The sequence below is a fragment of the Microterricola viridarii genome (genome assembly GCF_900104895.1).
In the GTDB taxonomy this organism is placed as follows: domain Bacteria; phylum Actinomycetota; class Actinomycetes; order Actinomycetales; family Microbacteriaceae; genus Microterricola; species Microterricola viridarii.
In genome coordinates this window covers 2,221,058-2,246,231 of the sequence record NZ_LT629742.1, presented here as the reverse complement: position 1 = coordinate 2,246,231, position 25,174 = coordinate 2,221,058, and the positions used below count along the sequence as shown (strand labels likewise).

General features: G+C 69.6%; 31 protein-coding genes. 14 read left to right on the top strand and 17 right to left on the bottom strand.

From position 1 onward, the window contains the following. The first annotated feature begins 81 nt into the window (after window positions 1-81). From BLT62_RS10325 to BLT62_RS10315, 3 genes are read left to right on the top strand one after another with little or no spacing between them, the layout of a single operon-like run. On the top strand, window positions 82-498 hold the full coding sequence (locus BLT62_RS10325) for a RidA family protein (RefSeq protein WP_083365415.1): 417 nt from the start codon (window positions 82-84) through the stop codon (window positions 496-498). Next, the gene (locus BLT62_RS10320) at window positions 495-1,115 is read left to right on the top strand and encodes a dihydrofolate reductase family protein (RefSeq protein ID WP_083363976.1); all 621 of its coding nucleotides are present in this window, start codon (window positions 495-497) and stop codon (window positions 1,113-1,115) included. The genes BLT62_RS10325 and BLT62_RS10320 overlap by 4 nt, the downstream gene beginning before the upstream one ends. A gap of 2 nt (window positions 1,116-1,117) precedes the next feature. Continuing rightward, a complete protein-coding gene (locus BLT62_RS10315; RefSeq protein ID WP_083363975.1) occupies window positions 1,118-1,477 on the top strand; it encodes a VOC family protein in 360 nt (119 codons plus the stop codon). Here the strand turns inward: BLT62_RS10315 and BLT62_RS10310 are convergent. Then, window positions 1,470-1,862 (bottom strand): HsmA family protein, encoded by a 393-nt coding sequence (locus tag BLT62_RS10310; RefSeq protein WP_083363974.1) that lies wholly within the window; start codon window positions 1,860-1,862, stop codon window positions 1,470-1,472. The genes BLT62_RS10315 and BLT62_RS10310 overlap by 8 nt on opposite strands. Window positions 1,863-1,922: 60 nt before the next feature. On the opposite strand from BLT62_RS10310, the gene BLT62_RS10305 reads away from it, so the two are divergent. The 4 genes from BLT62_RS10305 to BLT62_RS10290 are packed head-to-tail and all read left to right on the top strand — an operon-like array spanning window position 1,923 to window position 4,224. Next, a complete protein-coding gene (locus BLT62_RS10305; RefSeq protein WP_083363973.1) occupies window positions 1,923-2,417 on the top strand; it encodes a GNAT family N-acetyltransferase in 495 nt (164 codons plus the stop codon). Window positions 2,418-2,466: 49 nt separating this feature from the next. Then, window positions 2,467-3,033, top strand: coding sequence for a dihydrofolate reductase family protein (locus BLT62_RS10300; protein ID WP_083365414.1), 567 nt, complete (start codon window positions 2,467-2,469; stop codon window positions 3,031-3,033). Window positions 3,034-3,073: 40 nt separating this feature from the next. Beyond that, window positions 3,074-3,532 carry a VOC family protein gene (locus BLT62_RS10295; protein WP_083363972.1) on the top strand — a complete coding sequence of 153 codons (459 nt, stop codon included), beginning with the start codon at window positions 3,074-3,076 and terminating at the stop codon, window positions 3,530-3,532. A gap of 17 nt (window positions 3,533-3,549) precedes the next feature. Beyond that, a complete protein-coding gene (locus BLT62_RS10290; RefSeq protein WP_083363971.1) occupies window positions 3,550-4,224 on the top strand; it encodes a DNA alkylation repair protein in 675 nt (224 codons plus the stop codon). 31 nt (window positions 4,225-4,255) lie between these two features. Here BLT62_RS10290 and BLT62_RS10285 read toward each other — a convergent pair whose 3' ends face one another. Continuing rightward, window positions 4,256-4,882, bottom strand: coding sequence for a Pr6Pr family membrane protein (locus BLT62_RS10285; protein WP_231919096.1), 627 nt, complete (start codon window positions 4,880-4,882; stop codon window positions 4,256-4,258). 79 nt (window positions 4,883-4,961) lie between these two features. Here BLT62_RS10285 and BLT62_RS10280 point away from each other — a divergent pair, with 79 nt between their 5' ends. Both BLT62_RS10280 and BLT62_RS10275 read left to right on the top strand, forming a co-directional pair. After that, complete coding sequence (locus BLT62_RS10280) at window positions 4,962-5,501, top strand: hypothetical protein (RefSeq protein WP_083363970.1); 540 nt, start codon at window positions 4,962-4,964, stop codon at window positions 5,499-5,501. 289 nt (window positions 5,502-5,790) lie between these two features. After that, window positions 5,791-6,399 carry an HdeD family acid-resistance protein gene (locus BLT62_RS10275; RefSeq protein ID WP_083363969.1) on the top strand — a complete coding sequence of 203 codons (609 nt, stop codon included), beginning with the start codon at window positions 5,791-5,793 and terminating at the stop codon, window positions 6,397-6,399. A 67-nt stretch (window positions 6,400-6,466) separates the two neighbouring features. Here the strand turns inward: BLT62_RS10275 and BLT62_RS10270 are convergent, their stop codons facing one another. Then, on the bottom strand, window positions 6,467-7,225 hold the full coding sequence (locus tag BLT62_RS10270) for an SDR family oxidoreductase (RefSeq protein ID WP_083363968.1): 759 nt from the start codon (window positions 7,223-7,225) through the stop codon (window positions 6,467-6,469). A gap of 184 nt (window positions 7,226-7,409) precedes the next feature. Here BLT62_RS10270 and BLT62_RS10265 point away from each other — a divergent pair, with 184 nt between their 5' ends. The 4 genes from BLT62_RS10265 to BLT62_RS10250 all read left to right on the top strand — a co-directional run bounded on the left by BLT62_RS10265 (window position 7,410) and on the right by BLT62_RS10250 (window position 10,118). Then, on the top strand, window positions 7,410-7,889 hold the full coding sequence (locus tag BLT62_RS10265; RefSeq protein ID WP_083363967.1) for an NfeD family protein: 480 nt from the start codon (window positions 7,410-7,412) through the stop codon (window positions 7,887-7,889). Window positions 7,890-7,915: 26 nt separating this feature from the next. Beyond that, window positions 7,916-8,863 (top strand): SPFH domain-containing protein, encoded by a 948-nt coding sequence (locus tag BLT62_RS10260; RefSeq protein WP_407937565.1) that lies wholly within the window; start codon window positions 7,916-7,918, stop codon window positions 8,861-8,863. Beyond that, complete coding sequence (locus tag BLT62_RS10255) at window positions 8,860-9,627, top strand: glycerophosphodiester phosphodiesterase family protein (protein WP_083363965.1); 768 nt, start codon at window positions 8,860-8,862, stop codon at window positions 9,625-9,627. The genes BLT62_RS10260 and BLT62_RS10255 overlap by 4 nt, the downstream gene beginning before the upstream one ends. Before the next feature lie 125 nt (window positions 9,628-9,752). Then, the gene (locus BLT62_RS10250; RefSeq protein ID WP_067227200.1) at window positions 9,753-10,118 is read left to right on the top strand and encodes an RNA polymerase-binding protein RbpA; all 366 of its coding nucleotides are present in this window, start codon (window positions 9,753-9,755) and stop codon (window positions 10,116-10,118) included. Between the two features lie 27 nt (window positions 10,119-10,145). On the opposite strand, the gene BLT62_RS10245 is transcribed toward BLT62_RS10250, so the two are convergent. From BLT62_RS10245 to BLT62_RS10195, 11 genes are all read right to left on the bottom strand, one after another. Then, a complete protein-coding gene (locus tag BLT62_RS10245) occupies window positions 10,146-10,892 on the bottom strand; it encodes a polyprenol monophosphomannose synthase (protein WP_197675126.1) in 747 nt (248 codons plus the stop codon). Then, the gene (gene lnt / locus BLT62_RS10240) at window positions 10,885-12,453 is read right to left on the bottom strand and encodes an apolipoprotein N-acyltransferase (RefSeq protein WP_083363964.1); all 1,569 of its coding nucleotides are present in this window, start codon (window positions 12,451-12,453) and stop codon (window positions 10,885-10,887) included. The genes BLT62_RS10245 and lnt overlap by 8 nt, the downstream gene beginning before the upstream one ends. 12 nt (window positions 12,454-12,465) lie before the next feature. After that, on the bottom strand, window positions 12,466-14,904 hold the full coding sequence (locus BLT62_RS10235) for a DEAD/DEAH box helicase (RefSeq protein WP_083363963.1): 2,439 nt from the start codon (window positions 14,902-14,904) through the stop codon (window positions 12,466-12,468). A gap of 4 nt (window positions 14,905-14,908) precedes the next feature. Next, window positions 14,909-15,700, bottom strand: coding sequence for a twin-arginine translocase subunit TatC (gene tatC, locus BLT62_RS10230; protein WP_231919095.1), 792 nt, complete (start codon window positions 15,698-15,700; stop codon window positions 14,909-14,911). 3 nt (window positions 15,701-15,703) lie between these two features. Further along, entirely contained in the window at window positions 15,704-15,913 is a 210-nt protein-coding gene (gene tatA, locus BLT62_RS10225) for a twin-arginine translocase TatA/TatE family subunit (protein WP_083363962.1), read from the bottom strand. After that, window positions 15,906-16,247: a hypothetical protein gene (locus BLT62_RS10220; RefSeq protein ID WP_156786308.1), complete on the bottom strand. Its 342-nt coding sequence runs from the start codon at window positions 16,245-16,247 to the stop codon at window positions 15,906-15,908. Before BLT62_RS10220 ends, tatA begins: the two co-directional genes overlap by 8 nt. Before the next feature lies 1 nt (window position 16,248). After that, window positions 16,249-17,256 carry a WYL domain-containing transcriptional regulator gene (locus tag BLT62_RS10215; RefSeq protein ID WP_083363960.1) on the bottom strand — a complete coding sequence of 336 codons (1,008 nt, stop codon included), beginning with the start codon at window positions 17,254-17,256 and terminating at the stop codon, window positions 16,249-16,251. Continuing rightward, window positions 17,253-18,248, bottom strand: coding sequence for a helix-turn-helix transcriptional regulator (locus BLT62_RS10210; RefSeq protein ID WP_231919094.1), 996 nt, complete (start codon window positions 18,246-18,248; stop codon window positions 17,253-17,255). Before BLT62_RS10210 ends, BLT62_RS10215 begins: the two co-directional genes overlap by 4 nt. A gap of 19 nt (window positions 18,249-18,267) precedes the next feature. Next, a complete protein-coding gene (locus BLT62_RS10205; protein ID WP_156786307.1) occupies window positions 18,268-19,233 on the bottom strand; it encodes an FKBP-type peptidyl-prolyl cis-trans isomerase in 966 nt (321 codons plus the stop codon). A 67-nt stretch (window positions 19,234-19,300) separates the two neighbouring features. Further along, window positions 19,301-20,365, bottom strand: coding sequence for a tRNA (adenine-N1)-methyltransferase (locus BLT62_RS10200; RefSeq protein WP_083363957.1), 1,065 nt, complete (start codon window positions 20,363-20,365; stop codon window positions 19,301-19,303). Then, entirely contained in the window at window positions 20,362-21,051 is a 690-nt protein-coding gene (locus BLT62_RS10195) for an HAD family hydrolase (protein WP_231919093.1), read from the bottom strand. Before BLT62_RS10195 ends, BLT62_RS10200 begins: the two co-directional genes overlap by 4 nt. A 106-nt stretch (window positions 21,052-21,157) precedes the next feature. On the opposite strand from BLT62_RS10195, the gene BLT62_RS10190 reads away from it, so the two are divergent. After that, window positions 21,158-22,069 (top strand): proteasome assembly chaperone family protein, encoded by a 912-nt coding sequence (locus BLT62_RS10190; RefSeq protein WP_083363955.1) that lies wholly within the window; start codon window positions 21,158-21,160, stop codon window positions 22,067-22,069. On the opposite strand, the gene BLT62_RS10185 is transcribed toward BLT62_RS10190, so the two are convergent. The 3 genes from BLT62_RS10185 to BLT62_RS10175 form a co-directional block, all read right to left on the bottom strand. Beyond that, window positions 22,066-22,716, bottom strand: coding sequence for a TetR/AcrR family transcriptional regulator (locus tag BLT62_RS10185; protein ID WP_172829683.1), 651 nt, complete (start codon window positions 22,714-22,716; stop codon window positions 22,066-22,068). The two genes, BLT62_RS10190 and BLT62_RS10185, sit on opposite strands and share 4 nt — an antisense overlap. Before the next feature lie 40 nt (window positions 22,717-22,756). Next, the gene (locus BLT62_RS10180) at window positions 22,757-24,193 is read right to left on the bottom strand and encodes an amidase (protein ID WP_083363953.1); all 1,437 of its coding nucleotides are present in this window, start codon (window positions 24,191-24,193) and stop codon (window positions 22,757-22,759) included. Window positions 24,194-24,316: 123 nt separating this feature from the next. Beyond that, a complete protein-coding gene (locus tag BLT62_RS10175; RefSeq protein ID WP_083363952.1) occupies window positions 24,317-25,171 on the bottom strand; it encodes an undecaprenyl-diphosphate phosphatase in 855 nt (284 codons plus the stop codon). Between the last annotated feature and the right edge of the window lie 3 nt (window positions 25,172-25,174).

Genomic DNA, 25,174 nt, shown 5'->3' with positions numbered 1-25,174 from the left:
TGCGCTCAGTCGATTTAAGCAGTATTCGGGGCTCGACGGCAGCGCTGGCGTTCGCGCCACGCGGGTGGAATCATGGCCGCCATGGAGATCACTCGAGTGCAACCGGCCGGTCTCGTGATGAGCCCGGCATTCAGCCATGTCGCCATCGTGCCACCCGGCGCGACCACGATCTACGTCGGCGGCCAGAACGGCATCGACGCCAGCGGGGCGATCGTGTCGGCGGATGTCGCCGAACAGTCGATCCGGGCCGTCGACAACGCGGGCATCGCCCTCGAGGCGGCCGGGGCGACGCTCGCCGACGTCGTGCAGTGGACCGTCCTCATCGCCTCGGATGCCGATCTCGGCGCGGCCTACGGGGCCATCGCGCCCAAGCTGGCCACAGCGGGGGCGCCGCCCCTCGTCACGGCGGCGCGGGTGGCCGGGCTCGGCGTGCCCGGGGCGCTCATCGAGGTCAGCGCCATCGCCGCGGTGATCGTCACGGAGGGGGAACACTCATGAGTGAGATCGTCGTGCAGGCTTTCGTCACCCTCGATGGCGTTGTCCAGGCGCCCGGCGGCCGGGACGAGGACGCCGAGTCCGGCTTCGAGCACGGCGGCTGGCAGGACCGCTACCACCCGGATGAGGACAACGAGTTCGTGGGGGAGTGGGAGAGCAAGACAGAGGCGCTGCTGCTCGGCCGGAAGACCTACGAGATCTTCGCCGGCGCCTGGGGCGTGTGGGACGAGAACGCCGACGGGCTGACGGGGGAGCTGACCAGGCGGTACAACCGTGTCCCGAAATATGTGGCGTCGAACACGCTCACCACGCTCGACTGGAAGAACTCGCACCTGCTCGGCCCCGACGTGCCGGCCGCGGTGGCGGCCCTGCGGGCGCAGCCGGGCGGCGAAATCCGCGTCTGGGGCAGCGGCGACCTGATCAAGACGCTGGCGGCCCACGACCTCATCGACGAGTACCGGCTGGTCGTCTACCCGCTCGTGCTGGGCACCGGGAAACGGCTGTTCTCCGAGGGCTTCCCGCTCACCCAACTCACCCTCACGGAGTCGCGGGCGCTGCCCACCGGCATACTGGTCAACACGTACCGGCGCCGCGCGGCGGCCGAGAAGGGCGGGGGATAGGCATGGGCGTCACGGGCATCGGCGGACTCTTCTTCCGCAGCCGCGACCCGGAGGCCCGTGCGGCCTGGTATCGCGAGCACCTCGGGATCGAGGCCGGCGGCGACGGCCTCTGGCAGCAGCAGGCCGGCATGACCGTCTTCGCGCCCTTCCCCGCAGACAGCGACTACTTCGCGGCGGATCAGGCATTCATGCTGAACCTGCGCGTCACAGAGTTGGACGCGCTGCTCGCCGCGCTCGAGGCGGCCGGCATCCCGATCGAGCGTCGGCCGGACTGGGAAGCGTCCGAATACGGCCGCTTCGCCCGCATCCACGACCCCGAAGGGCTCGCGATCGAGCTGTGGGAGCCGCCCGCGCTCAGCTGATGCTGGCGCCGATGGCACCGGCGAAGTAGGGAATCAGCCAGATTGCCCAGACGATCAGCGAGAACTTGTGGAACTGCGTGCGCTCGGACTCGCGGTTGCGCGCCAGCACGATGATCGCCCAGACCAGGTGGATGGCCATCAGGGCGATGGCGATGGCGCCGGTGACGATCATCACCGTGTTCAGCCCGCCGGCGAGGCCGGTCGCCGAGGTGCCGGAATCGGCCAGCCGGCTCATCGCGAACGTCCCGCTGGCGTCGAAGAACAGGCCGATGCCGAAGAAGACGGCGTGCCAGGGCTTCAGTACGCGCTGGCGGTGCTCGGCCCAGACCCCGATCGTGTAGAACACCAGGGCGGCGGTGATGAGGACGATGGCGAAGACGAGCATGCCCCCATTCTGACCCTCCCCGGAGCTTCGAGCCAGCGCTCGAGTCGCTACCATCGGGCCATGGACACGGTGATCACGGTCAGGCCGGCGCACGAGCGCGACATCGCGCAGATCGCACGCCTGCACGTGGAGTCGTGGCGCGAGACCTACCGCGGGCTGATGGACGATTCCGTGCTGGATGATCCGGGCGCCGTCGCACGCCGCGAGCTGTTCTGGCGCGCCGCGCTCACCGACCCGGCCCACGCGGGCAACCGGGCGGCCGTCGCGGAACGCGGCGGGGAGGTCATCGGCGTCGCGATGGCGGGGCCGCCTCGCGACGCGGACGCGGACTGGTCCGCGGACCTCTACGTCCTCTATACCTGCGCAGCCGTGCACGGCGCGGGCGCCGGACCGGCGCTCCTCGAGGCGGTCCTGACACCGGGCACCAGCGCGGGCCTGTGGGTCGCCGACCCCAATGCGCGCGCCCAGGCGTTCTATCTGAGGCATGGCTTCGTTCCGGACGGTGCCTCCAAGCTCGGGCACGGTGTGCGGGAGCTGCGCATGATCCGTCGCTGACCGCATCCGACCGGTAGTGGTCGCCGGGCCCGCGAACTACAGTGGCGCCATGCGAAAACTCATCGTTCAACAGTGGGTGACCGTCGACAACATCGCAGCGGAGGAGGACGGCGGGCTCAGCTTCGTCGCCGGCGAGCCCTTCTCCGACACCGACACCAGCCCGTTCCAGGCGAACCTGATGGGCTTCATCGACTCGGTCGACACCATGATTCTCGGCGCGAACACCTACGCGCAGTCGGTCGGGTACTGGCCGCACGCCGCCGAACAGGGCGAGTACGGGGAGAAGCTCAACTCCCTGGCCAAGGTGGTCGCCTCCTCCCGCCTGTCGGAAGCGCCGTGGGGCGCCTTTCCCGCCGCGACGGTGGCACCCGATGCCGCCGCCACGGTCCGGGAGCTCAAGGCGCAGCCCGGCCGCGACCTCTGGCTGTGGGGGAGTCTCACCCTCATGCGATCACTGATGGATGCCGGCCTCGTCGATGAGGTCCGGATGCTCGTGTGTCCCACCTCGCGCGGCGCGGGGCGGCGCGTCTTCGATGACCGCCACGATCTGACGCTACTCGAGGCCACCCCGTTCGAGAACGGTGTCGTGCTGCTCCGGTACGAGATCGCGCAGTGAGCCGCCCGGCATCCAACCCATCGACAGAAAGGGAAGAACCATGAGCTTGCGAGGATTCAGCACCATCAACTTCTGGGCAGACGATGTTCAGGCGGCCGCCGACTGGTACACCCAGTTCCTGGGCATCGAGCCCTACTTCACCCGATCCGGGCCCGACGGGAAGCTGGCCTACGCCGAGTTCCGCATCGGTGACTACCAGCACGAGCTCGGCATCATCGACAACCGGTACCGCCCCGCGCACTCCGCGACCGACGGCGCGCGCAGTGCGCCCAACGGCGCAGTCATGTACTGGCACGTCGATGAGCTGGACGGCACCATTGAACGGCTGCTGGCCTTGGGCGCCGCCGAGTACGAGCCGGTGACGGTGCGCGGCGAGGGCTTCGTGACGGCCTCCGTCGTCGATCCGTTCGGCAACCTGCTCGGCGTGATGAACAACCCCCACTACCTCGAGGTGCTCGACGCCGCGGGGGAGCGGCAGCAGGGGAGCGGGGCCGGCTAGCGCTCGGTGATCGGATCATGACGTCATCGGCAGGCAGCGTCATCGGCGAGTTGGCTGCGGCCGCGGACCTCGCCGCGCACCCCAACCGCCACTACACCGGCACCCGCGGGGTGCTCGGCGTGCGCATGGGCACGGTGTTCGACATCGCCAAGCGGAACAGTGGGATGCCGTTGGCCGAGGTGGGGCGCCTGCTCGACGAGGATCCGTATGAGAGCCGCATGGCCGCGTTCTGCATCCTGGACTTCCAGGTTCGCGCTGCCCGACTGCCCAGCGGTGAGCGGGAGGCGCGCTACCGCTTGTACCTCGACAGGCATGACGCGATCGATGCCTGGGACATGGTGGACCGCGCCGCCCCGCGCGTCGTCGGCATGTTCCTGCGCGAGCGGTCGAGGGATCCGCTGTTCGACCTGGCCGTCTCAGCGGACCCGCTGCGCCGGCGCACAGCGATGACCGCACCGCTGGCCTACACCCGCCCGCTGCACCGCGCGGGGATCGCAGACCTGCTGAGGATTGCGGAGATGCTCGCAGCCGACCCTGACCCGCTGGTCAACAAGCCGGTGGGAATCGCGCTCCGGCACGCCGGGGCCGTCGCGCCGGATGCCGTGCGGGAGTTCCTCGCTCGCATGGGACCCGCGCTGCCCGACCGCATCCGTCGCGAGGTCATGAAGACGCTCCCGGCGAGTGCGGAGTGAAGCGTCGGAGCCTGTTGAAGGCCGGCTTTGCTCACCGCCCGGGTGCAGCCGGGCGGGGCAGGAGCGCTGGCACTCTGCTCACACTCCAGGTCAGGACGCCGGCAGCGAGCAATGCAGCGAGGAGACCGCCGACCGTGCCCGCCAGGGCGAGCTGGCCGCGCTCAGGGAGCAGAAATCCGTACGGCACCCAGCCATCGGTGGCTCCGCGGACCAGGACGACCGCGAGCCAGATCAGCGGATACGGAAGCACGAGCCACAGAGTCCTCCAGGGCAGCGGCGGCCGGTCGCCGACGAGCAGCCAATCCAGCGCGACGGCAACGGGGAACGCCACATGGAGCACCGCACTGACCCAGGGTGGTGCGGAGCCAGTTCCGGGCACGACCACGTTGTAGATCACCGCGACGACGATGAGGGAGGCGAGAGCGACACCGCGCGCGACGATGAGACAGTTCGGGACGCGCCGTGCGGTGACACCGCGTGCCCCGACGGCGATCAGCACGGCGCTCGTCAGCAGGCAGGTGAGGTTGGTGAAGTAGCCGAAGAAGTCGAACGGGTTGTCGTCGCCGGCCGCGATCCGCTCGGAGAACGCGTACGCGAGCACCGCGAGCACGAGCACCCCGCTGCCGACACGCCACAACCCGACCGCACGAGGAGACACCAGACGCCATTCGATGGTTGCTGGCAATTCACTCCTCTCGCTCCGTGAGTCAACCACACGGATGCACTAGAGTCGCGGCATGTTGACGACGAGAACAGGCTGTACTGCCCTCACTGTGCTGCTCACGCTGTCTGTCCTCACGCTTGTCGGCTGCAGCGCTGCGGCCACCGATGAGCCCCGTCCGTCTGCCGCCCCCTTCGTCACAGCGACCGTGGAACCGCCGAGTGCCGACGTGTCGACGCCGACTGCGCAGGCGTCGATTCCTGAACTGGCGGATGTCGCTCCGGCCCTGGTTGTGTTCGACGGGTCCACAGACGTCGACGCCGTGGATTACCCCGCGAGCATGACGGCCGCCGAACTCGCTCACGCTCGCGAGTGGGTGCAGACAAACGTCATCACGGCGCAATGCATGGGGGAGAAGGGATACGACTACACCTTCGTTCCGAACTGGGCCTGGAGCGCGGAACCGAGCTGGATAGCGAAGCTGCCCGCGGAACAACAGGCTGCCGCCGGGGTGGCGCTCGACGGCCCACGCCAAACTCCCGGCGACTACAGGTGGGAGGACGCTGGGTGCTGGGGCTACGCCGTCCACGTCATGGGCAACGACGACGCCCACTGACACCATGTCAGGACGAGGTGCGTTGGCGAACGGGGAGGGGTCCCGACGGATGACTTGACATAATGTGCATTATCGGCGCAATGCCGAGAGTGCGGAAAGGGGCGCTGGCCAGCAGCTTTCCTGCTCGGCTCCGTACGTAATGTCACGTCGTCGGAGTGCGTTGCGACGCCAGGGGCCGACGGCTGCGCAGGCGGGCGACGCGCCACAGTGACTTTATCCACCACAGACGTCGCGTGGGCGATACTCTGGGCGCAAAAGCAGTTCCGAACGATCAGAACAGGCGCACACCATGACAACACCACAGCAGGGCGCGTATTTCGCGGCCTTTTCGCTCGACGGCAAAGACCTGACGAAGTCCGCCATCAACGGCGTCCGCATCGCTCTCGGCGTCTCGGGCGCCGCGGCGCTCATCATCGGCGTGCTCATCACCTTCTGGCCGAAGGGCGCGGCGGCCGGCATCGCCGTGCTGCTCGGCATCTACCTCCTGATCGCCGGCATCGCCTACCTCGGCATCGGCATCTTCTCCCGCGGCATCGGCGGCTGGGCCCGCGTACTTGACATAATTCTGGGAGTGGTCTTCGTCGTCGCCGCGGTCCTCGCCTTCACGAACCTGAGCGGCACCGCCGCGGTTCTCGGCGTGTTCCTCGGCATCCTGGTCGGAATCGCCTGGATCGTCGAGGGCGTCGTGGCGCTCGTGCAGCTGGGCGACTCACGATCCAAGGGGTGGTCGATCTTCTTCGGTCTGCTCAGCATCATCGCCGGCATCGTGCTGCTCTTCTCCCCGCTCTGGGGCGCCGTGCTGCTGTTCATCCTCACCGGAATCAGCCTGATCGTGCTCGGCATCATCCAGCTCGTGCGCGCGTTCACCTTCGGCAAGGGCATCGTCACCCCGGCCTGAGCCGGCGCCAGACAGAAAGGACGGGCCCTCCACGCGGAGGGCCCGTCCTTCTTTCGTGCTTCGGGTGCTAGCTGAAGTCGGAGACGTCGCCGACGTAGCGGGTGTTGTTCTCCGGCACCGGCTCGACGGCGGCGAGGGCCACCTCGGCGGCGAACTCCCCCACGTTGTAGAGCTTGCCTGCGGACTCCTTGCGGGCCGAGATGGCGCCCGGGTTCGACCGCTCGAGCAGCGTGGCAGTGATGGTGCCCTCGATCATGTCGCCGGAGACGACGACGAACTCGACGCCGGCCGCGGTGAGCTCGGGCAGCTTGGCGCGCAGGGCGTCCTCGCCGGCGCGCTTGCTGCGGGCGACGGGCTCGTACTCCGGCATGGTGGCCGTGTTGTTGATGAAGTGCGCCTGGTGGCTGGTGACGAACACCACGCGGGCGCCCGGGTTCAGGGCGGGCAGCGCGGTCTCCAGCAGGTTCAGCTGCGAGTCGCGGTTCAGCACCATGGCGTAGTCCTCGGCCATGCCGGACTCCATGCCGCCGGAGGCGTTCATGACCAGGATGTCGATGCCGCCGAACTCGGCCTGCACGGTGTCGATCATGGCGGCGACGGATGCCGGGTCGGTCAGGTCTGCGCCCACGGTGATCGCGTTCGCCCCGCCCGCGCGCAGCGTGTCGGCGAGCTTGAGGGCGCGCGCCTCCTTGTTGCGGAAGTTGATGACGACGTTGGCGCCGGCCTCGGCGAAGTAGCGCACGGTGTCTGCGCCGATACCGCGGGAGGATCCGGTGACGAGCGCAGTCTTGCCGGCCAAGAGCTGCGGGGCGAGTGGATTGGTCACAGAGGTCTCCTCGGTGTTGCGGGTGGATTGTGCCTGACGACGGGAGCGCCCCTGCAGAAGAGGCGTCCGATCGAGGATACCAAGGCCCGGACACTCAGGAACTCCCAGCGCGGAACCGCCATTGCCTCTCCCCCAGCTGATAGTTTCATCTCAGAGGTGACTCACGGCGTCGGGAGGAGTGGTCATGGATGACTTCATTGCCTCGTATGGGTGGATCATCTGGTTGGTTCTGATCCTGCTCTTCCTCACGATCGAGATTGTGACTCTCGAGTTGACGTTCCTGATGATCGCCGTCGGCAGCATCGGCGGCCTGGTCGCCGGTCTCTTCGGCGCTCCCTGGTGGCTGCAGCTCATCGTCGCCGCGATCCTCGCCGTCCTGCTGTTGACGGTGATCAGGCCCCCGCTGCTCCGCCGGCTCCGCAGCGGCGGCGACCCGGCCCGCAGCAACGTGGACGCGCTGCTCGGCATCGACGGCACCGTCGTGGCATCCATCGGCGGCGAATTCGGCATCGGCCAGGTGAAACTCGCCAACGGCGAGACCTGGACGGCGCGCCTGTCCCCCATCACCGAGCAGCGCACCGTCGCGGCCGGCGAGCGGGTGCTCGTCACCAGCATTGACGGCGCAACCGCCGTCATCGTCCCCGTCGAAAGGGTGCAGCCGTGAACCTCTCACCGGATACCGTGTCGCAGATCGTCCTCGCCGCGGTCATCGTCGTCATCGTCGTCTTCGTCCTCGTCCTGCTGTTCCGCTCGATCAAGATCATCCCGCAGGCCTACGCCGGCGTGGTGGAGCGCCTCGGCCGCTACCACAAGACCCTCATGCCCGGCCTGAACCTGCTCGTCCCGTTCGTCGACCGGGTGCACAAGCAGGTCGACATGCGCGAGCAGGTCGTCTCCTTCCCGCCGCAGCCCGTCATCACCGAGGACAACCTCGTCGTCTCCATCGACACCGTCGTCTACTTCCAGGTCACGGATGCCCGGGCGGCGACGTATGAGATCGCCAATTACCTCGGCGCCGTGGAGCAGCTCACCACGACGACCCTCCGCAACGTCGTCGGCGGGCTGAACCTCGAGGAGGCGCTGACCAGCCGCGACAACATCAACGGCCAGCTGCGCATCGTGCTCGACGAGGCCACCGGCAAGTGGGGCATCCGCGTGTCGCGGGTCGAGCTCAAGGCGATCGACCCGCCGCACTCCATCCAGGACTCGATGGAGAAGCAGATGCGCGCAGAGCGCGACCGCCGCGCGCTGATCCTCACCGCAGAGGGCACCAAGCAGTCGGCCATCCTCACCGCAGAGGGCGCCCGGCAGGCCGCCATCCTCAGCGCGGAGGGTGACGCCAAGGCCGCCGTGCTGCGCGCCCAGGGCGAGGCCGAGGCCATCAAGACCGTGTTCCGCGCCATCCACGAGGGCGACGCAGACCCGAAGCTGCTCGCCTACCAGTACCTGCAGACCCTGCCGAAGATCGCCGAGGGCCCGGCCAGCAAGCTCTGGATCGTGCCCAGCGAGCTCACCGAGGCGCTGAAGGGCATGAGTCGGGCCTTCATCCCGACCGCCCCGGATGCCGCCCCGCCCGTCGTCCAGCCCACTCCGGCGCCCACTCCCCCGCCCGCACCACCGACAGGACAAGCGCTCTGAACGCCGACACCACCCCGCACTACCTCGATCAGTCTGGCCCGCGCGTCCTCGCGCACCGCGGCCTGGCCACCGGGGCCCCCGAGAACACGCTCCTCGCCTTCCGCAACGCACTCGCAGAGGGCGTGGACTATCTGGAGACGGATGTGCACGCCAGCCGGGACGGCGTCGCCGTGATCTGCCACGACGCCGACCTCAGCCGGCTGGCGTCCCGCGAGGTCGCCGTCGGCGAGTTGAGCTTCGCCGAGCTGGCCGCCATCGACCTGGGCGACGGGCAGCACTTCGTCTCGCTGGAGGAGGCGCTGATCGCCTTCCCGACGGCGCGCTTCAACATCGATGTGAAGGATGCCGCGGCGGTCGCGCCCACGGCGGCGGCGGTCGCGGCGGCCCAGGCCACGAGCCGCGTGCTGATCACCTCCTTCTCGGAGCGGCGCCGCCGGGAGACGGTGCGGCTGTTGCCCGGCGTGGCCAGCTCGGCGTCGTCGTCCCGATTCGCCATCGCCCTGATCGCGGCCAAGCTCGGCCTCTCCCCCGTGGTGCGCCGGGCCCTGGCTGGTCTGGTCGCCGTGCAGGTGCCGCAGAGCGCCGGGCCGCTGAAGATCACGACGCCGCGGGTGATCGCCGCGATGCACCGCGCCGGTGTCGAGGTGCACGTCTGGACGGTCAACGACGAGGCGGAGATGAGCGCGCTGCTCGACCTGGGCGTCGACGGCTTGGTCACCGATCGGGCCGATCTGGCCGTCCGCCTGCTCGCCGCCCGGGGCTGAGCGAGCGCGAGACTGGGAGTCTTCTGGCAAGGCCGGGGAACCCGCCGTGCGCGGGTCTTCTCCGCAAGCTAACGCACAGCTTGAGCCGCTATAACGGAGGTTGCATTGCGAGAGGAGACCACACAATGGCAGATCGTAGTTTGCGTGGAATGCGACTGGGCGCACAAAGCCTGCAGAGCGAAGAGGGCGTCAGTTTCTCACCGCGCGTCAATCACAGCTACCGCTGTGGAACATGTGGTCGTGACACGGTCATGACCTTCTCGGCCGAGGCCGAGGCCCCCGAGGCGTGGGAGTGCAAGCACTGCGGCCACGAGGCCAGCCTGATCGTTGATTCCAAGCCCGTGGTCATCGACCACTCCGAGGACAAGATCGCGCGCACGCACTGGGACATGCTGCTGGAGCGTCGCACCATCGAGGAGCTCGAAGAGCTGCTCGAGGAGCGTCTGGTCGCCCTGCGCGCCCGCCGCGGCACGCAGAAGGTCAGCGTCTAAGACCCTCGGTTCAGCGGCCGTGTGCCGCTACCCCTCTGATCGCCGGGCCACTTGGCCCGGCGACAGGCGTTTCTGGACCCCCCAGACGGTGACCCGCCAGAGCGCCTCCGCGACGATGCCGAGGTGCATCTTGGAGACGCCCTCCGCCCGCTCCTCGAAGGTGATCGGGTGCTCGGCGATGCTGAGCCCGGCGCGCTCGGTGTGCCAGGCCATCTCGATCTGGAAGCAGTACCCCTGGCTGGAGGTCGGCTCCCGCAGCAGCAGCCGCACGGTGTCTGCCCGGAACACCCGGAACCCCGCCGTGATGTCGCGCACCGCGGAGCCCAGCATGAAGCGGGAGTAGCCGTTTCCGGCCCGCGAGATCGCCTGTCTGACCCGCGACCAGTTGCTCACCCGACCGCCGGGGACCCAGCGCGAGCCGATGACCAGGTCGTGGCCGGATTCCGCCAACTCCAGCATCCGCGGCAGCTCAGCCGGGTCGTGCGAGCCGTCGGCGTCGATCTCGACGATGTAGTCGTAGCCGTGTTCCAGCGCGTAGCGGAACCCGGAGAGGTACGCCCGGCCGAGCCCGCTCTTGTCTGGTCGCACCAGCACCGCCAGCCGCGGGTCGGTGCGGGCCAGCCGTGCCACGATTTCCGCGGTGCCGTCCGGGCTGTTGTCATCGACGACGAGGATGTCGGCGGCGGGCACGGCGGAGCGGATCCGGGCGAGGATCGAGCGGATGCTGGCGCTCTCCTCGAAGGTGGGCACGACGACCAGCGTGCGCTCAGCCACGCGGGCCACGCCCTGCCGTGCGCCGGGAGCGGGCCGCGAACGTCATTGCCAGCGCCAGGCCGGCCAGGCCGAGTCCGGACACCAGCCATTCGATGCCGCGTCCCGCGGCCATGGCCGGGGTCACGGTGTCGCTGAGCGGCACCGTCTCCAGCATCGAGCCGGCCGTGAAGTCGGGGATGGAGGCCAGCGTGCTGCCGTCCGGCAGGATGATGGCGCTCGAGCTGACGGTGGAGATGTTCACGACCGTGCGGCCGGCCTCGATCGCCCGCATCCGGGCGATGGCCAGCTGCTGGGCGCTCTCGTCGGTGTAGTGCGCCGCACTGCCGAAGTCGGCGTTGTTCGTCTGGGCCAGGATGATCTCGGCGTCGCCGGTGATCATCTCCTTGACCAGCTGGTCGTCGGCGATGTCGAAGCAGATGGCGATGCCGGCGAGGATCCCGTTCACGTCGAAGACGTTCGGCTGGGTGCCGATCGAGTAGTCGCGGCCGATCAGGTCGATCAGGTCGGGCGCGAATGGGCGCCAGAACTCCCGGTCGGGCATGTACTCGGCGAAGGGCACCGGGTGCACCTTGTCGTAGATTTGCACGGCACCCTCCCCCGCCTTCCAGAGCAGGGAGCTGTTGAAATACTCGTCATCCCGCAGCGTGATGGTACCGACGATCAGCGGGGCGCGCATCTGCGTGCTCACATAGTCGAGGGTCTTGGCCGCCTGCGGGCTCCGCAACGGGTCGATGTCGCTGCCGTTCTCCGGCCAGACCACCATGTCGACGTCCTCGCCGATCAGCGGGAGTGTCTCGGCGACGTGGTTGTTGAGGATCTCGCCCGGCACGTACTCGGCGAACAGGCCGGCGTTCGAGTTGCCCTGCACGGCGGCCAGGCGGGTCGTGCCGGTCTGCAGCGTCGGCCAGGCCGGGACGGCGAGGAGGAGCGCGACGGTGGCGACCGCGATGGCGGCGCGCCAGCCGAGTGCCACCGCCTGCTCCCGGGCGAGTTGCACGAGGAGCGCGGCCAGCAGCGCGATCAGGAAGCTGAGGCCGGAGGCGCCGACGAGGCTGAGCAGCCCGGCGAAGGGCCCCTCCGTCTGGGAGAGGGCCAGACGCCCCCACGCGAAACCGCCGTAGGGCCAGACCGCCGAGATGGCCTCCCTTGCCGTCCACAGCCCGGCCACGACGACGGGCACCATGCCGAGCCGGCCGAGCGGGGTCGGCCAGAGCCGCGGCCCCCAGCGCAGCACGACGGCGATGAGCGCGACGCCGATCGAGAAGAAGATGGATTGCAGCACGGCCAGGGCCGCCCAGGGCAGTGCGCCGAGGTAGAGCGTGAGCCAGTGGATGTGTGTCAGCCAGAAGCTGAGCCCGGCGATCAGGCCGAGCAGCCCGCCCACCCACGGCCCGCGCCCGAGGAGGGTGAGGAAGAGCAGCGCGACGGCCAGCGGGGCCAACGGCCACCAGCCCCGGTCGGGGAATGCGCCGTCGAGGATGATGCCGGATGCCGCCGCGAGCGGGACCGCAAGGTAGATGGGGAGGCGCAGCGCAGAGTGCCCCTCAACCCCCTTCAACATCACCGGTACAGCCTAGGCGACCGAGGAGTACGCAACGATGCCGCGGCGGACGGAGTCCATCGCCAGGCGGGCGTTGGCCGCCACGGGATTGTCGGCCACGACGGAGAGCTGGTCGAGCAGGTCGATCGTCTGCTTGGTCCAGCGCACGAAGTCGCCTGCGGCCATGTCGGCGTCGCCGAGCACCTCGCCGAGCGGCGCGCCCTTGGCCCACTTCCACATGGCCAGGGCGAGGCCCGTGGCCGGCGGCTCGCTGCCGGGCAGCCGGTGCGAGCGCTCCAGGTCGTCGAGCTCGCTCCACAGCGTGCCGGTGGCGTCGAAGGCGCGCACGAAGGCGCCCCGGGGCAGGTAGCGCTCGGAGAGGTTGCCCTCGTCGCGGCGCGGCTCGTAGACGAGCGTCGTCGCCATGGCGGCGAGGCTCGGCGCGTCCAGCTCGTTCCAGAGCCCACGGCGCAGCGACTCCGCGACGAGAAGGTCGCGCTCTCCGTAGATGCGGCGGAGCATCCGCCCGCTGGCGCTGGCGCTGAGCTTGCCGCTGGCGTCCTTCTCCAGGTAGCCGAAGCCGAGCAGCAGTTCGGTCACCCGGTCGAAGACCCGGGCGACGGCGCCCGTGCGGGAGCGGATCTGGGCGCGGAGGGCGTCGTTCTGCTTGCGCAGCTTGAACCAGCGCTCGGCCCAGCGGGCGTGCGCCTCCCGGTCCGGGCAGTTGTGGCAGGGGTGGGCGCGCCTCTGCCTGCGCAGCGAGTTGAGCTCGCGCTGCACCTTCTCCTTCGCGGCGCGCGACTCCTGGTTTTCGGCGCGGGAGGCGCGCCGTTCCAGCTCGGTCAGGGCGCGGCGGATGCCCGCGTACTCGGCGAAGTCGCCGAGGTGGCAGTGCATCGACGCCTCGTAGCCGTCCAGGGACTCCTGCTGCTGGCGCACGGTGCGGGCCAGGTCCACCACGGAGCGGTCGGCCTGGAACTGGGCGAACGACGACTCCAGGATGGTGCGGGCGCGCTGCCGGCCGAACTGCTCGATCAGGTTGACCGCCATGTTGTAGGTCGGCCGGAAGCTGGAGTTCATCGGGTAGCTGCGCCGCGAGGCGAGGGCGGCGACCGCCTGCGGGTCGAGGCCGTCCTGCCAGTGGATGACGGCGTGCCCCTCCACGTCGATGCCGCGACGCCCGGCGCGCCCGGTGAGCTGGGTGTACTCCCCCGGCGTGATCGGCACGCGGGCCTCGCCGTTGAACTTCTCCAGCTTCTCCAGCACCACGGTGCGGGCGGGCATGTTGATGCCGAGGGCGAGCGTCTCCGTCGCGAAGACGGCCTTGACGAGCTTGCGCTGGAACAGCTCCTCGACGACCTCCTTGAAGGCGGGCAGCATGCCGGCGTGGTGGGCGGCGACGCCGCGCTCCAGCCCTTCCAGCCACTCCCAGTAGCCGAGCACGGCGAGGTCCTCGTCGAGCAGGGGGCGACAGCGTTCCTCGACGATGGCGCGGATCTCGTCGCGCTCGTGTGCCTGGGTGAGGCGGACGCCGGCGCGAAGCACCTGGCGGACGGCCTGGTCGCAGCCGACCCGGCTGAAGATGAAGAAGATCGCCGGCAGCAGGTTCTTGCCGTCGAGCATGGCGACGACGGCTGCGCGGTCGAGCTTGGCGGCCGGCGGCTGCGGGCTCCAGCCGCCGCGGTCGTGGCCGCGCCGACCGCGGGTGGAGCGGGCGTGGATGGAGCGGGAGCCGCCCTTGGCCAGCTGCACGAGTTCCGGGTTGACGCGGTTCGTGGCGGCGACGCCGGAGGAGTCGAACAGGTCGAGCATCTTGCCGCGCGCCAGCACGTGCTGCTCCAGCGGCACCGGCCGCTCCTCGGAGACGATGACGTCGGTGTCGCCGCGGACGGCCTGCAGCCAGTCGCCGAACTCCTCGGCGTTGGAGACGGTGGCGCTCAGCGCAACCAGCCTGACCTCGCTGGGCAGGTGGATGATGACCTCCTCCCAGACGGCGCCGCGGAAGCGGTCGGCCAGGTAGTGCACCTCGTCCATGACGACGAAGGCGAGGTCGGCGAGCAGGTCGGAGTCGGCGTAGAGCATGTTGCGCAGCACCTCGGTGGTCATCACGACGATGCGCGCGCCCGAGTTGATGTTGGTGTCACCGGTGAGCAGGCCGACGTTCTCCGGCCCGTAGTCGGCGACGAACTCCTGGAACTTCTGGTTGCTGAGCGCCTTCATCGGCGCGGTGTAGAACACCTTCGCTGACGGGTCCTGCATGGCCTGGTAGACGGCGAATTCGGCGACGATCGTCTTGCCCGCGCCGGTGGGTGCGGCCACCAGCACGCTGCGGCCGGCCTCCAGCGAGGCACAGGCCGCCCGCTGGAACGGGTCCAGGTCGAAGCGCTGCAGTTCTCTGAACGCCTGGACGAGTGGGGTCTGGCGGTTGCTGCGGGAGGCCGCGTACCGCTCGGCCGGGGAGAGTGTGCTCACAGGCTCAGCCTAGATCGGCGTACTGGGCCTCGAGTGCACGCGCCCGTCTGGCGGCGCGCCAGTCGTGCAGGGCGGCGACCCCGTAGGCGGCGAAATAGAGCACGACCATCGGGATGGCCAGCAGGAACATCGAGACGACGTCGGCTGCGGGGGTCGCGACCGCCGTGAACAGGCAGATGACGAGGATGGCGATGCGCCAGGACTTGATGATGGATGCCGCGCTCAGCACGCCGGCGAAGTTCATCAGCACCATGAACACCGGCAGCACGAAGGCGATGCCGATCGCGAGCATCAGCTTGAGCACGAAGTTGAAGTAGGCGTTGGCCTCGAAGTAGGTGACCGTGTCGACGGGGGCGAAGCTCGCCATCAGGTTGACGATGTTCGGCAGCACGAACCAGCCGGCCGCGCACCCGGCGAAGAACAGCGGGACGGCGGTGAAGAAGAAGCCGAAGGTGTAGCGCTTCTCCGTCTTGGTGAGGCCGGGGGTCAGGAACGCGAAGACCTGGTAGAGCCAGATCGGGCTCGAGAGAATCAGGCCGGAGTAGATCGCCACCTGCAGGCGCAGGTCGAACGCCGAGGTGATGTTCGGGTAGTTGATCTCCGCCCGGCGGCTCTCGGCGAGGGCCGTCACCGGTCCGCGCAGCTGCTCCCAGATCCACTCAGAGAACACCCAGCCGACGATCGCCCCGAGGAGGATGCCGATGGCCGCGAGGAAGAGCCGCTTGCGCAGCTCCAGAAGGTGAGCGCCAAGCGGCATCTTGCCTTCGCGGCTGCGGCGCGTGTCGCGTTCGGTCACTCGTTACGGCTTGGGCGTCGCGTCGCCGTCGGTGCTGGCCGGGGTGGCCTCGCCCGCGGCGTCCTTGGCGGCATCCGGCTTGATCTCGGACTTCAGGATCTTCATCGACTGGCCGAGACTGCGGGCCAGAGCGGGGAGCTTGGGTGCGCCGAAGAGAAGCAAGACAATAACGAGGATGACGATTGCGTGCCATCCGGTGAGTCCATTAAGCATGAGGTGGAGTCCAATTCTCGGTCGAGCGTACGAGTAGTTTACCCCGCGCAAGTCGGGCATCGCGGCGTTGCTGCCTGTGGAGGATCCGCGAGTTGCGATTGCCCTCAACGAGGAGGGCGAGCTCGGCCTGGTCGCGGAACACGGCGGAGGGCGTGCGGTCAGGCGCCAGCTCGTCCAGCTGGGCGTCCAGGATGCTGAGCGCGTCGCCGAGCTCGCCGAGCTCGTGGGCGGCCGCGACGGTCTTGCGGAACAGGGTGACGCCGAAGTAGGCGAGCATGCCGACCAGGGCCAGCACGAGCCCGCCCCAGATCAACCACCAACTCCACCACGGCATGTCAGGCGCCAGCCCCTGCGTCATCCGCGGCGTACTGGGCGGCGCCGGCGGCGGCCCACTCGGCGACGAGGGCGCGCGCCTCGGCCGGTGCGAGCACCTCGACCAGCCCGGGCAGGCCGCTGACGAGGCGTTTGAGACCGTGGAAGTGGGTGACCCGGATGGTGAGCCGCACCTTGTCGCCGTGGCGGACGGTGCGCGCGCCCGGGGTCACGTAGTCGCTGATCAGCGGGAGGGCGTCGGCCGGCAGCTCGAGCTGCACGCGGAGGTCGTCGGCCGACACATCGAACAGGCGGCTGGGCACGTCGACGTCGTCGCCGTGCGTCGAGATCGGGCGGTCGGTGCCGCGCAGGGCGCTGATCCGGTCCAGCCGGAAGGTGCGGACGGCGTGGCGCAGGTGGCACCAGCCGCGCAGGTACCAGTCCTGGTCGATCGACTCGATCAGGAGCGGGTCGACGACGCGGGACTCCCGCTCGCCGCGGGCGTTCAGGTAGTCGAACTCGACCTGCGTCTCGGCGCTGATGGCGGCCCGGAGCGTCGCGATCTCCTCGGCGCTGGCCTCCCCCGCCGTGGCGGTTTCCGCGACGGCCAGCTGGCTGGGCGCGGCGGACGCGCCGCGGGTGAGCTTGGCCATCAGGGTAGCGATGGCCTCCCGGTTGTCGTGCTCCGGCAGGGCGGCCAGGTACTGCAGGCCGGCGATGAGGGCGGCCGCCTCGCGGGCCGAGAAGCGCGGGGTGTCGTCGATGGCGACCTGGTGGGTGACCACGATCGTGTCGCGCTCGAGGTAGGCGTCCCAGTCGATGTCGAACAGGTCACCGTGCTGGTACTGCTTGGTCTCCCCCGGCACGCCGGAGACGGCGATCAGGGAGACCGCGTCGCGGATCAGCTCGGGGGCGACGGCGAAGTGCGCTGCGGCATCCGCGACGCTCACCCGGCGCTGATCGAGCAGGTAGGGCACCAGGGCAAGCAGCAGGGCGAGCTTGTCCTGGGCGCGGAACGGCTGGGCGCTCATGCGTTGCCTCCATCCTGGTGCGTCGCGCTCACCTGGAGCAGGCGGGAGCGCACGGCCGCGCGGAGCTCCGCCGGTGCGTGCACGAGCACCTCCGGGCCGAAGCCGGCCAGCTCGTCGGCGAGGATGTCGAGGTCGGTGAAGTGCAGCTCGTAGCTGCCGGAATCGGTGGGGCTGACGCCGGAGCGCTTCAGCAGGCGCAGCTCCGCGTCGCTGCCGGCGACGATGCCGAGCACGGCGACGTTGCCCTGCCAGACACGCTGCAAGTCGGCGAGGGAGCGCTCGGCGGCACCGGCGGCCGGGGCGTCGAACGTCTCGCCGGGCAGCGGTTTCACCGGCCCGACGATGCGGGAGAGCAGGAAGGTGCGCGGGGCGCGCGCCCGCTTGTCGAAGCCGCTCAGGTGCCACCGGCTCTCGTGCACGACGAGGGCGTGGGGGTCGACGGTGCGCAGCAGCGGCTTCTTCTGGCCGGGCTTCAGGTAGAGGAAGCTCACCCGCTGCCGGCGGTCCAATGCGAGCTTGAGCGGGCCGAAGGCGGCCTCGCGCACGCGCAGGCGCGGCGCGTAGCCGATGACGGCGTCATCCGTCTCGATGCCCAGCGAGCGCAGCTTGGTGATGGCCCGCCGGGAGTCCTCGGAGAGCGACCCGTCGCGCCACACCGCGGCGGCCAGGCCGAGCAGGGCGTTCTCGGCTGGCGAGAACGTCACGTCGGCCGGCAGCTCGTAGAGCGCCCGCGGGATGCGGTAGCGGGCGCTCTGGCTGTCGCCCGGCCGGTCGGGGGCGTCGATGGTCTCCAGCGGGATGCCGAGCTCGCGGATGTCGTCCTTGTCGCGCTCGAACTGCCGGTCGAGGCTGGCGTTGTCGCCGCCCAGCACGTAGCGCTGGCGGTAGCCCTGAACGGTGGAGAGGATCTCGGACTTGCCGAGACCCTGCTCGCTCGCCAGGAGGGCGAGGACCAGGCTGAACAGCCGCTCCTCGACCGAGACCGCTACCACGCCCCCTGCTTCCATGCGACTAGACGATGCCGAGGATGTCGACGACGAAGACGAGCGTCGCGTTCGGCGGAACACTGCCGTTGCCCTGCTCGCCGTAGGCGAGCTCTGGCGGGATGACGGCGATGATCTGCGAGCCGACCTGCTGGCCGACGAGCGCCTCGGCGAAGCCGGGGATGACGCCGTTCTGCACGGTCGCCGAGCCGGGGGCCGCGGCGAAGCGGGCCGGGGCGCCGCGGGTCCAGCTGGAGTCGAAGACGGTTTTCGTGTCCCAGAGCACTCCGGTGTAGTGGACGACGATCTGGTCGCCCTCCTGCACGGTGGCGCCGTCGCCCTGCTTCAGCACGGCAACCTCGAGGCCGGTCGGCGCGTCGGCGGACGGGATGGTCACGCCGGGAACGCCGTCGGCGTCCAGGACGACGGACGGCAGGCCGTCGACGGCGGCCTGCGGGGTGCCGTTCGCCTTGGGCAGGAAGGCGCGGTTGACATCGATGACGAACACGAGCGAGTCCTCGGGTGCGACGCCGAGCTGCGGGCTGCCCGCCTCGCCGAAGGCATCGGCCGGCGGGATCACCAAGGTGATCTGCGAGCCCTCCGTCGCGCAGAGCAGGCCCTGCTGCATGCCGGCCATGAGCTGGCCCTCCGTCAGCGAGAACGACAGATCGGAGGAGCCGTCGTATGCCGACTTCTCGATGAGCTCGCCGCTGGTGCCGTTGTAGACGCTCCAGTCGAGCACGACCTGCTGGCCCTCGACGGTGCCGGGGCCCTCGCCCTCCCGCACGACGGTGCGCTCGGTGTGCTCCGCCTTCAGCGGCGTCGGGAACTCGACGCGCGGCGCGGTGCCGGCGTCGCCGGTGACCTCGACGATCGACGAGGACGAGCCGGACGGCACGGGGCTCTCGCAGCCGGGGCCGGCGCTCGGGGCGCAGGCGGTCAGGCCCACGGTGAGCAGTCCGGCGGTGATGAGCAGTGCGGGAAGCTTGCGCACGAGTCCTCGTTTCGATGCAGGGGAAGTCAGGTATTCGGATGCCGTGGGCCTGGTGGCCCCGGCCAGTTTACTCAGTGTCTGGTGCGGGCTCAGTGTCTGTGGCGGGCTCGGCGTCGTCGTCGGTGCGGGCCTTGGCGAGCTCGGCGCCGGCCGTTGCGGCGCGGACGCGCTTGCGCAGGCTCTTGGCGCTGACGCTGCGCTCGCCGAGGCTGCCCGGCGTCCACAGCTCGACGTCCTCATCGCTGAAGTCGCTCTTGGACGGGCGGCGCTTGAGCTCTGGCAGCTCGGCTCCGGGTGCGAGGCGGCGGGCGGTGAGCAGGAATCCGGTGTGGCCGATCATGCGGTGGTCCGGGCGCACGGCCAGCCCCTCGACGTGCCAGCCGCGCACCATCGTCTCGCTGGAGTCCGGGTTGGTGTAGTCGCCGGTGGCGCGGATCGCCTCGGCCACGCGGGAGAGCTGGGTGACGGTGGCGACGTAGCAGAGCAGCACGCCGCCGGGCTTGAGCGCGGTCGAGACGGCCGGCAGGCACTCCCAGGGGGCGAGCATGTCGAGCACGACGCGGTCGACGCTGCCCGGCTCCGTGACCTCTGGCAGGGCATCCGAGAGGTCGCCGAGGGTGATCGACCAGTTCTCCGGGTCGTAGCCGAAGAAGGTGGCCGCGTTGCCGCGGGCGACGTCGGCGAAGTCCTCGCGGCGCTCGAAGGACTTGAGCGTGCCGGCCGGGCCGATGGCGCGCAGCAGCCAGAGCGAGAGCGCCCCGGAGCCGACGCCGGCCTCGACGACGGTCGCGCCGGGGAAGATGTCGGCCAGGCCGATGATCGCCTGGGCGTCCTTGGGGTAGATGATGGCGGCGCCGCGGGGCATCGCCATGACGAAGTCGTTGAGCAGCGGGCGCAGCACCAGGTGCTCGATGCCGACGTTGTTGGCGATGACGGAGCCGTCGGGCTGGCCGATGATGTCGTCGTGGGCGAGGAGGCCGCGGTGGCTGTGGAAGACCTTGCCCGGCTCGAGCATGAAGGTGTTCAGCTTGCCCTTGGGGCCGGTGAGCTGCACCCGGTCGCCGGCGCGGAACGGCCCGCTGTTCTGCGGGCGGCCGTGCTGCGGGCGGGAGTCTGCGGACTGGTCAGTCATGGGGTCACCACTTCTTGGTTCTGTGAGGTCTCGACAAACACGGTGGCGATGTCGGAAAGTGTGCGGCCGGCCAGGCTCGGCCACAGGGTGTAGCCGGGGTGCTCCGGCAGCTCGACGATGTGCGGGACGGCGATGGTGACGGCGCCGGATGCCGCCGCGGCGGCGACCCCGGGGACGGAGTCCTCGAAGGCGACGCAGTGCTCGATGGGCACGCCCAGCTTGCTGGCCGCCAGCAGGTACGCCTCCGGGTGCGGCTTCGGGTTCTCGACGTGATCGCCGGCCACGATCAGCCGGAACACGGGGAAGCCGATCAGATCGACGATCTGCTCGGCCATCGACGACATCGACATCGTGACAAGGGCGGTCGGCACGCCCCGCTCGCTGAGCTCGGCGAGCAGTTCGCGGGCGCCGGGGCGCCACGGCACGCCGTCGGTCTCGAGGAGCTCCTGCACGCGGCCGGTGAGGCGCTGGATGATCTCGTCTGTGCTGAGCGCCACACCGGCATCCTGCAGGATGGCGGCGGACACGGCCAGGCCGTTGCCGACCATCTGGAGACCGTCCTCGTGCGTCCAGCTGCCGCCGAAGCTTCCGACGAGCTCTTCCTCCGCCTGCATCCAGTACGGCTCGGTGTCGACGATGGTGCCATCCATGTCCCAGAGAACAGCGGCAGGAGAGTCAGTAGTCACAGGGATCAAGTCTAGAGGTGCGGAGCCGGGCATATCCTTAGCACGACGGGCTGCACGGGCCCGTCGCAGAAAGAGCGGAGACGTTTCGGTGACGACGAGCAGCAGAATGCTGAGTGGACGCATCCTGGTGGTGGCGTTCGAGGGGTGGAACGACGCCGGCGAGGCGGCATCCGGCGCCGTGCGCTCACTGCAGGAAGAACTCGAGCTCACCGAGATCTTCTCCGTCGACCCCGAGGTCTACTTCGACTACCAGTTCAACCGGCCGACGATCGGCATCGACGACGACGGCAAGCGCACCCTGACCTGGCCGAGCACCGTCATGTACGGCCCGAGCGCCCCCGGCGAGCCGAGCGCCTCGCTGGCCGCGGATGCCGAGATGCAGGTGAGCGGCGCCAACGACTCCAACATCTACCTGTTGCTCGGGACCGAGCCGTCCCGCACGTGGAAGGGCTTCACGAGCGAGGTCATCGACGCGGCGCTCGCCGCCGATATCGGGGGGATCGTGTTCCTCGGCGCCATGCTCGCCGACGTTCCGCACACGCGGCCCATCTCGATCTTCACCTCGAGCGACAACGCGCAGGTGCGCGCGGAGCTCGACATCGAGCGCAGCAACTACGAGGGGCCGATCGGCATCCTCAGCGTCATCGCCGACGCCGCCGAGCGGGTCGGCATCCCGACGCTCTCCATCTGGGCGTCGGTGCCGCACTACGTGCACCACTCGCCGTCGCCGAAGGCGATGCTGGCGCTGATCGACAAGCTGGAGGAGCTGACCGACGTCACGATCCCCCGCGGCGACCTCGTCAACGAGGCTGCTGTCTGGGAGGCCAACATCGACGAGCTCGCCAGCGAGGACGAGGACATGGCGTCCTACATCGCCCAGCTGGAGCAGGCGCGCGACACGGTGGACTCCCCCGAGGCCAGCGGCGAGGCAATCGCCCAGGAGTTCGAGCGCTACCTGCGCAAGACCAACCCGGACGGCAAGGACGGCAAAGACGGCAAGGCCGGCGGGCCCCGCTAGCCAGCCTCGATCGAATCGAGGATCGCCTGCACCCCGGCGCGGTAGACGCCCAGGGTGTCCATCTCGAGCAGGTCGCCCCGCAGCCGGACGAGTCGCGGGAACTGGGCGAGCGATCCCGCGTCCAGCATCCTGATCCACGGCACCGACGAGCCGGGGGTGCTCTCCCGGCTCAGCTCCAGGGCCATGCCTGCGGCGAAGGCAAGCGTGTGCCCGGCGTAGGCCCCGTAGGCGTCGATGAGCCGCTGGCCGGACAGGCCCGCCTGCTCCAGCGCCTCGAAGATGAAGTCGAGCGAGGCGAGCTCGCCGCTGCCGCGGCCGTCCACCAGTGGCGCGAGTTGGCCGATCGCGGGCGCCTCCAGGTAGGTCGCGGCCAGCGCGTCGGAGTACTGCGCAAGGCGCAGCCGCCAGGACGGCTCCGCGCGGTCGACGCGGGAGAGCGCCTCGGCGTAGAGCCGGTCGACGGCGGCGCGGTACAGCTCGTCCTTGTCGCGGAAGTGGCGGTAGATCGCCGTCGCGGCGACGCCGAGCTCCGCGCCGAGCATGCGGAATGTCACCTCGGCGCGTGGGGCCTCCCGGGCGAGGGCGAGGAGCGCGTCGACGATGCTGTCCTGGGACAGCTTGGCCCGCGTGGTGTTCTGTGCTGCCATGTCGATGCTCCTCGCTCCTCGTGCCCGCTGCGGCGGCCGGCTACGCCGTGCGCAGCCCGTATGCCGGGCGGTGCGCGTCCTCCTGGTACCAGTCGCCGCGGCCGGCCTCGATGGCCGCGCCGACGTCGAACACGATCTGCTCAGCGTAGGGGGCGCCGACCACCTGCACGCCGATCGGCACGTCATCCGCAGAGCGGCCGACCGGCACCGCGAGCACCGGGTTGCGGTTCGCGATGTTGAACGGGGTGGTCATGGCCGCCGTGATGTGGCACTCGTTCTCGACGCCGTTGACCGTGATGCCGTCGAGGTAGTAGTCGTCGGCGCGGAACGCGGGAATCCCGGCGACGGGGCAGACGAGCGCGTCGTACTCGGCGAACACCGTGGCAATCGTCTCGTGCACCTGCACCTCGCGCTCGATGCCGCCAAGCACTCCGTACTGGTTGATGTACTTGGTGGCGAGCTCCATCGCCTGCCGGGTGTACGGCTCGAGCTGGTCCATGACGCCCATCTCGGTGATCTCGGCGATCCAGGGCACGAAGATGGTGCCGAAGTGGGTCCACGCCGTCTGCATGACGAACTCGTGGTCGATCGGCACGGTGATCTGGGTCACGGTCGCTCCGGCGGCCTCCAGCCAGGCGCGGCTGGCCGCGACGGCATCCCGCACGTCGTCTTGGACCCCGTAGTCGCCGAGGGTGAGCGCGAGGGCGATGCGCTTGCCGGTGAGGTCGGCGTTGGGCACGATCGTGGGGGCAGACGGCAGGCTCACCGGGTCGTCCGGGTGCTGGCCGGAGATGACGTTCTGCAGCAGGGCGACGTCGGCGACGGTGCGGGCCATGGGGCCGTCGGTGCAGTACCTGTCCAGGTTCGACGGGGCGAGCGCGGGGTTGCGGCCGTAGGGCGGCTTGTAGCCGACGACGCCGTTGAAGGATGCCGGGATGCGGGTCGACCCGCCGATGTCGGAGCCCGTGCCGAGGGGGGCGTAGCCCGCCGCGAGCGAGGCGCCCGTTCCGCCTGAGGAGCCGCCGACGGCGAACTCCGGGTTCCACGGGTTGCGGGTGATGCCCCAGAGCTTGCCGCGGGTGTATCCGGCGATGCAGAACTCGGGCGTCGTCGCGCGGATGAGCGGGATGCCGCCGGCCTCGACGATGCGCGTGATGATCGGGTGCGTGACCTCGGCGATGTTGTCCTTGAACAGCGGGCTGCCGTTGGTCTCCGGCAGGCCCTGGATGGGCTGCTCCTCCTTGAGCACGACGGGCAGGCCCTCGAGCGGGCGTGCGGTGCCGTCAGCGTAGCGGCGCTCGGCCTCGGCGAGGGCCTCGTCGATGCCGAGGCGCTCCCCCGTCGTCGCGTTGATCGTGCCCTCTGTGGCGTTGATGTGCGCGATCAGCTCGGCGGCGTAGGCGGTGGGCGTCAGACTGCCGTCCCGGAAGCGGGCGAGCACCGCCGTCGCGGAGAGGTAGGCATGGGGCGTCGTCATCGTTGACTCCTGTTCGTGGGCGGGCCCGGCTGCGGGCACATGCAGCTTAGAAACAGGTGATGCGTGTTGTCAACAGTGTTCACATATGGAGTGAGCCCCACCCGGGGCCCACTCCATTCGGGGCTACGCGGCGATGACTCCCGTGGCCAGCAGGCCGAACAGAGCGAAGCCGAGCGCGATCCGGTAGATCACGAACGGCAGGAAGCTGCGCTTGGAGATGTAGCTCATGAAGAACGCGATCACGACGAGGCCGACACCGAAGGCGATGACCGTGGCCACGAGCGTCTCGAGCGGCCCGAACACCTCGGGCAGGCATCCGCTCGCCCCGGCGACGCAGGGGTCGGTGATCGAGTTGTACACCTGGTAGAGACCGCTGCCGAAGACGGCGGGGATGGCCAGCAGGAAGGCGTAGCGGGCGGCCGCGGCGCGCTCGTAGCCGAGGAACAGGCCCATGGTGATCGTTCCGCCGGAGCGCGAGACGCCGGGGATGAGGGCCAGGGCCTGCGCGAAGCCGAACGCGACGCCGTGCGGGTAGGTCAGCTGGTCGAGCTTGCGCCGCTTGGCGCCAACGTAGTCGGCCACGCCGAGCAGGATGCCGAAGACGATCAGCATGGTCGCGGTGATCCAGAGATTGCGCAGCGTCGTCTCGATCTGGTCCTTGAAGACGAGCCCGAGGACCGCGATCGGCAGCGAGCCGATGATGATCAGCCAGCCCATGCGGGCATCCGGGTCGTTGCGCGGCAGCTTGCCGACCAGGGACTGCGCCCAGCGGCTGATGATGCGCACGATGTCGCGCCAGAAGAAGATGACGACGGCGAGCTCGGTGCCGATCTGGGTGATCGCGGTGAACCGGGCGCCGGGGTCCTCACCGGTGCCGAGGAACGACCCCACGATGCTGAGGTGGGCGCTCGAGGAGATCGGCAGGAACTCGGTGAGTCCCTGGACCAGGCCCAGGATGATGGCGTTGATGAAATCCATGTA

Bases quoted from the DNA above. Each gene is read 5' to 3' on its own strand.
- BLT62_RS10325 (WP_083365415.1), top strand. From the start codon at position 82: ATGGAGATCACTCGAGTGCAACCGGCCGGTCTCGTGATGAGCCCGGCA.
- BLT62_RS10320 (WP_083363976.1), top strand. From the start codon at position 495: ATGAGTGAGATCGTCGTGCAGGCTTTCGTCACCCTCGATGGCGTTGTC.
- BLT62_RS10315 (WP_083363975.1), top strand. From the start codon at position 1,118: ATGGGCGTCACGGGCATCGGCGGACTCTTCTTCCGCAGCCGCGACCCG.
- BLT62_RS10310 (WP_083363974.1), bottom strand. From the start codon at position 1,862: ATGCTCGTCTTCGCCATCGTCCTCATCACCGCCGCCCTGGTGTTCTAC.
- BLT62_RS10305 (WP_083363973.1), top strand. From the start codon at position 1,923: ATGGACACGGTGATCACGGTCAGGCCGGCGCACGAGCGCGACATCGCG.
- BLT62_RS10300 (WP_083365414.1), top strand. From the start codon at position 2,467: ATGCGAAAACTCATCGTTCAACAGTGGGTGACCGTCGACAACATCGCA.
- BLT62_RS10295 (WP_083363972.1), top strand. From the start codon at position 3,074: ATGAGCTTGCGAGGATTCAGCACCATCAACTTCTGGGCAGACGATGTT.
- BLT62_RS10290 (WP_083363971.1), top strand. From the start codon at position 3,550: ATGACGTCATCGGCAGGCAGCGTCATCGGCGAGTTGGCTGCGGCCGCG.
- BLT62_RS10280 (WP_083363970.1), top strand. From the start codon at position 4,962: ATGTTGACGACGAGAACAGGCTGTACTGCCCTCACTGTGCTGCTCACG.
- BLT62_RS10275 (WP_083363969.1), top strand. From the start codon at position 5,791: ATGACAACACCACAGCAGGGCGCGTATTTCGCGGCCTTTTCGCTCGAC.
- BLT62_RS10265 (WP_083363967.1), top strand. From the start codon at position 7,410: ATGGATGACTTCATTGCCTCGTATGGGTGGATCATCTGGTTGGTTCTG.
- BLT62_RS10250 (WP_067227200.1), top strand. From the start codon at position 9,753: ATGGCAGATCGTAGTTTGCGTGGAATGCGACTGGGCGCACAAAGCCTG.
- lnt (WP_083363964.1), bottom strand. From the start codon at position 12,453: ATGTTGAAGGGGGTTGAGGGGCACTCTGCGCTGCGCCTCCCCATCTAC.
- tatA (WP_083363962.1), bottom strand. From the start codon at position 15,913: ATGCTTAATGGACTCACCGGATGGCACGCAATCGTCATCCTCGTTATT.
- BLT62_RS10220 (WP_156786308.1), bottom strand. From the start codon at position 16,247: ATGCCGTGGTGGAGTTGGTGGTTGATCTGGGGCGGGCTCGTGCTGGCC.
- BLT62_RS10215 (WP_083363960.1), bottom strand. From the start codon at position 17,256: ATGAGCGCCCAGCCGTTCCGCGCCCAGGACAAGCTCGCCCTGCTGCTT.
- BLT62_RS10200 (WP_083363957.1), bottom strand. From the start codon at position 20,365: ATGACTGACCAGTCCGCAGACTCCCGCCCGCAGCACGGCCGCCCGCAG.
- BLT62_RS10190 (WP_083363955.1), top strand. From the start codon at position 21,158: ATGCTGAGTGGACGCATCCTGGTGGTGGCGTTCGAGGGGTGGAACGAC.
- BLT62_RS10185 (WP_172829683.1), bottom strand. From the start codon at position 22,716: ATGGCAGCACAGAACACCACGCGGGCCAAGCTGTCCCAGGACAGCATC.
- BLT62_RS10180 (WP_083363953.1), bottom strand. From the start codon at position 24,193: ATGACGACGCCCCATGCCTACCTCTCCGCGACGGCGGTGCTCGCCCGC.
- BLT62_RS10175 (WP_083363952.1), bottom strand. From the start codon at position 25,171: ATGGATTTCATCAACGCCATCATCCTGGGCCTGGTCCAGGGACTCACC.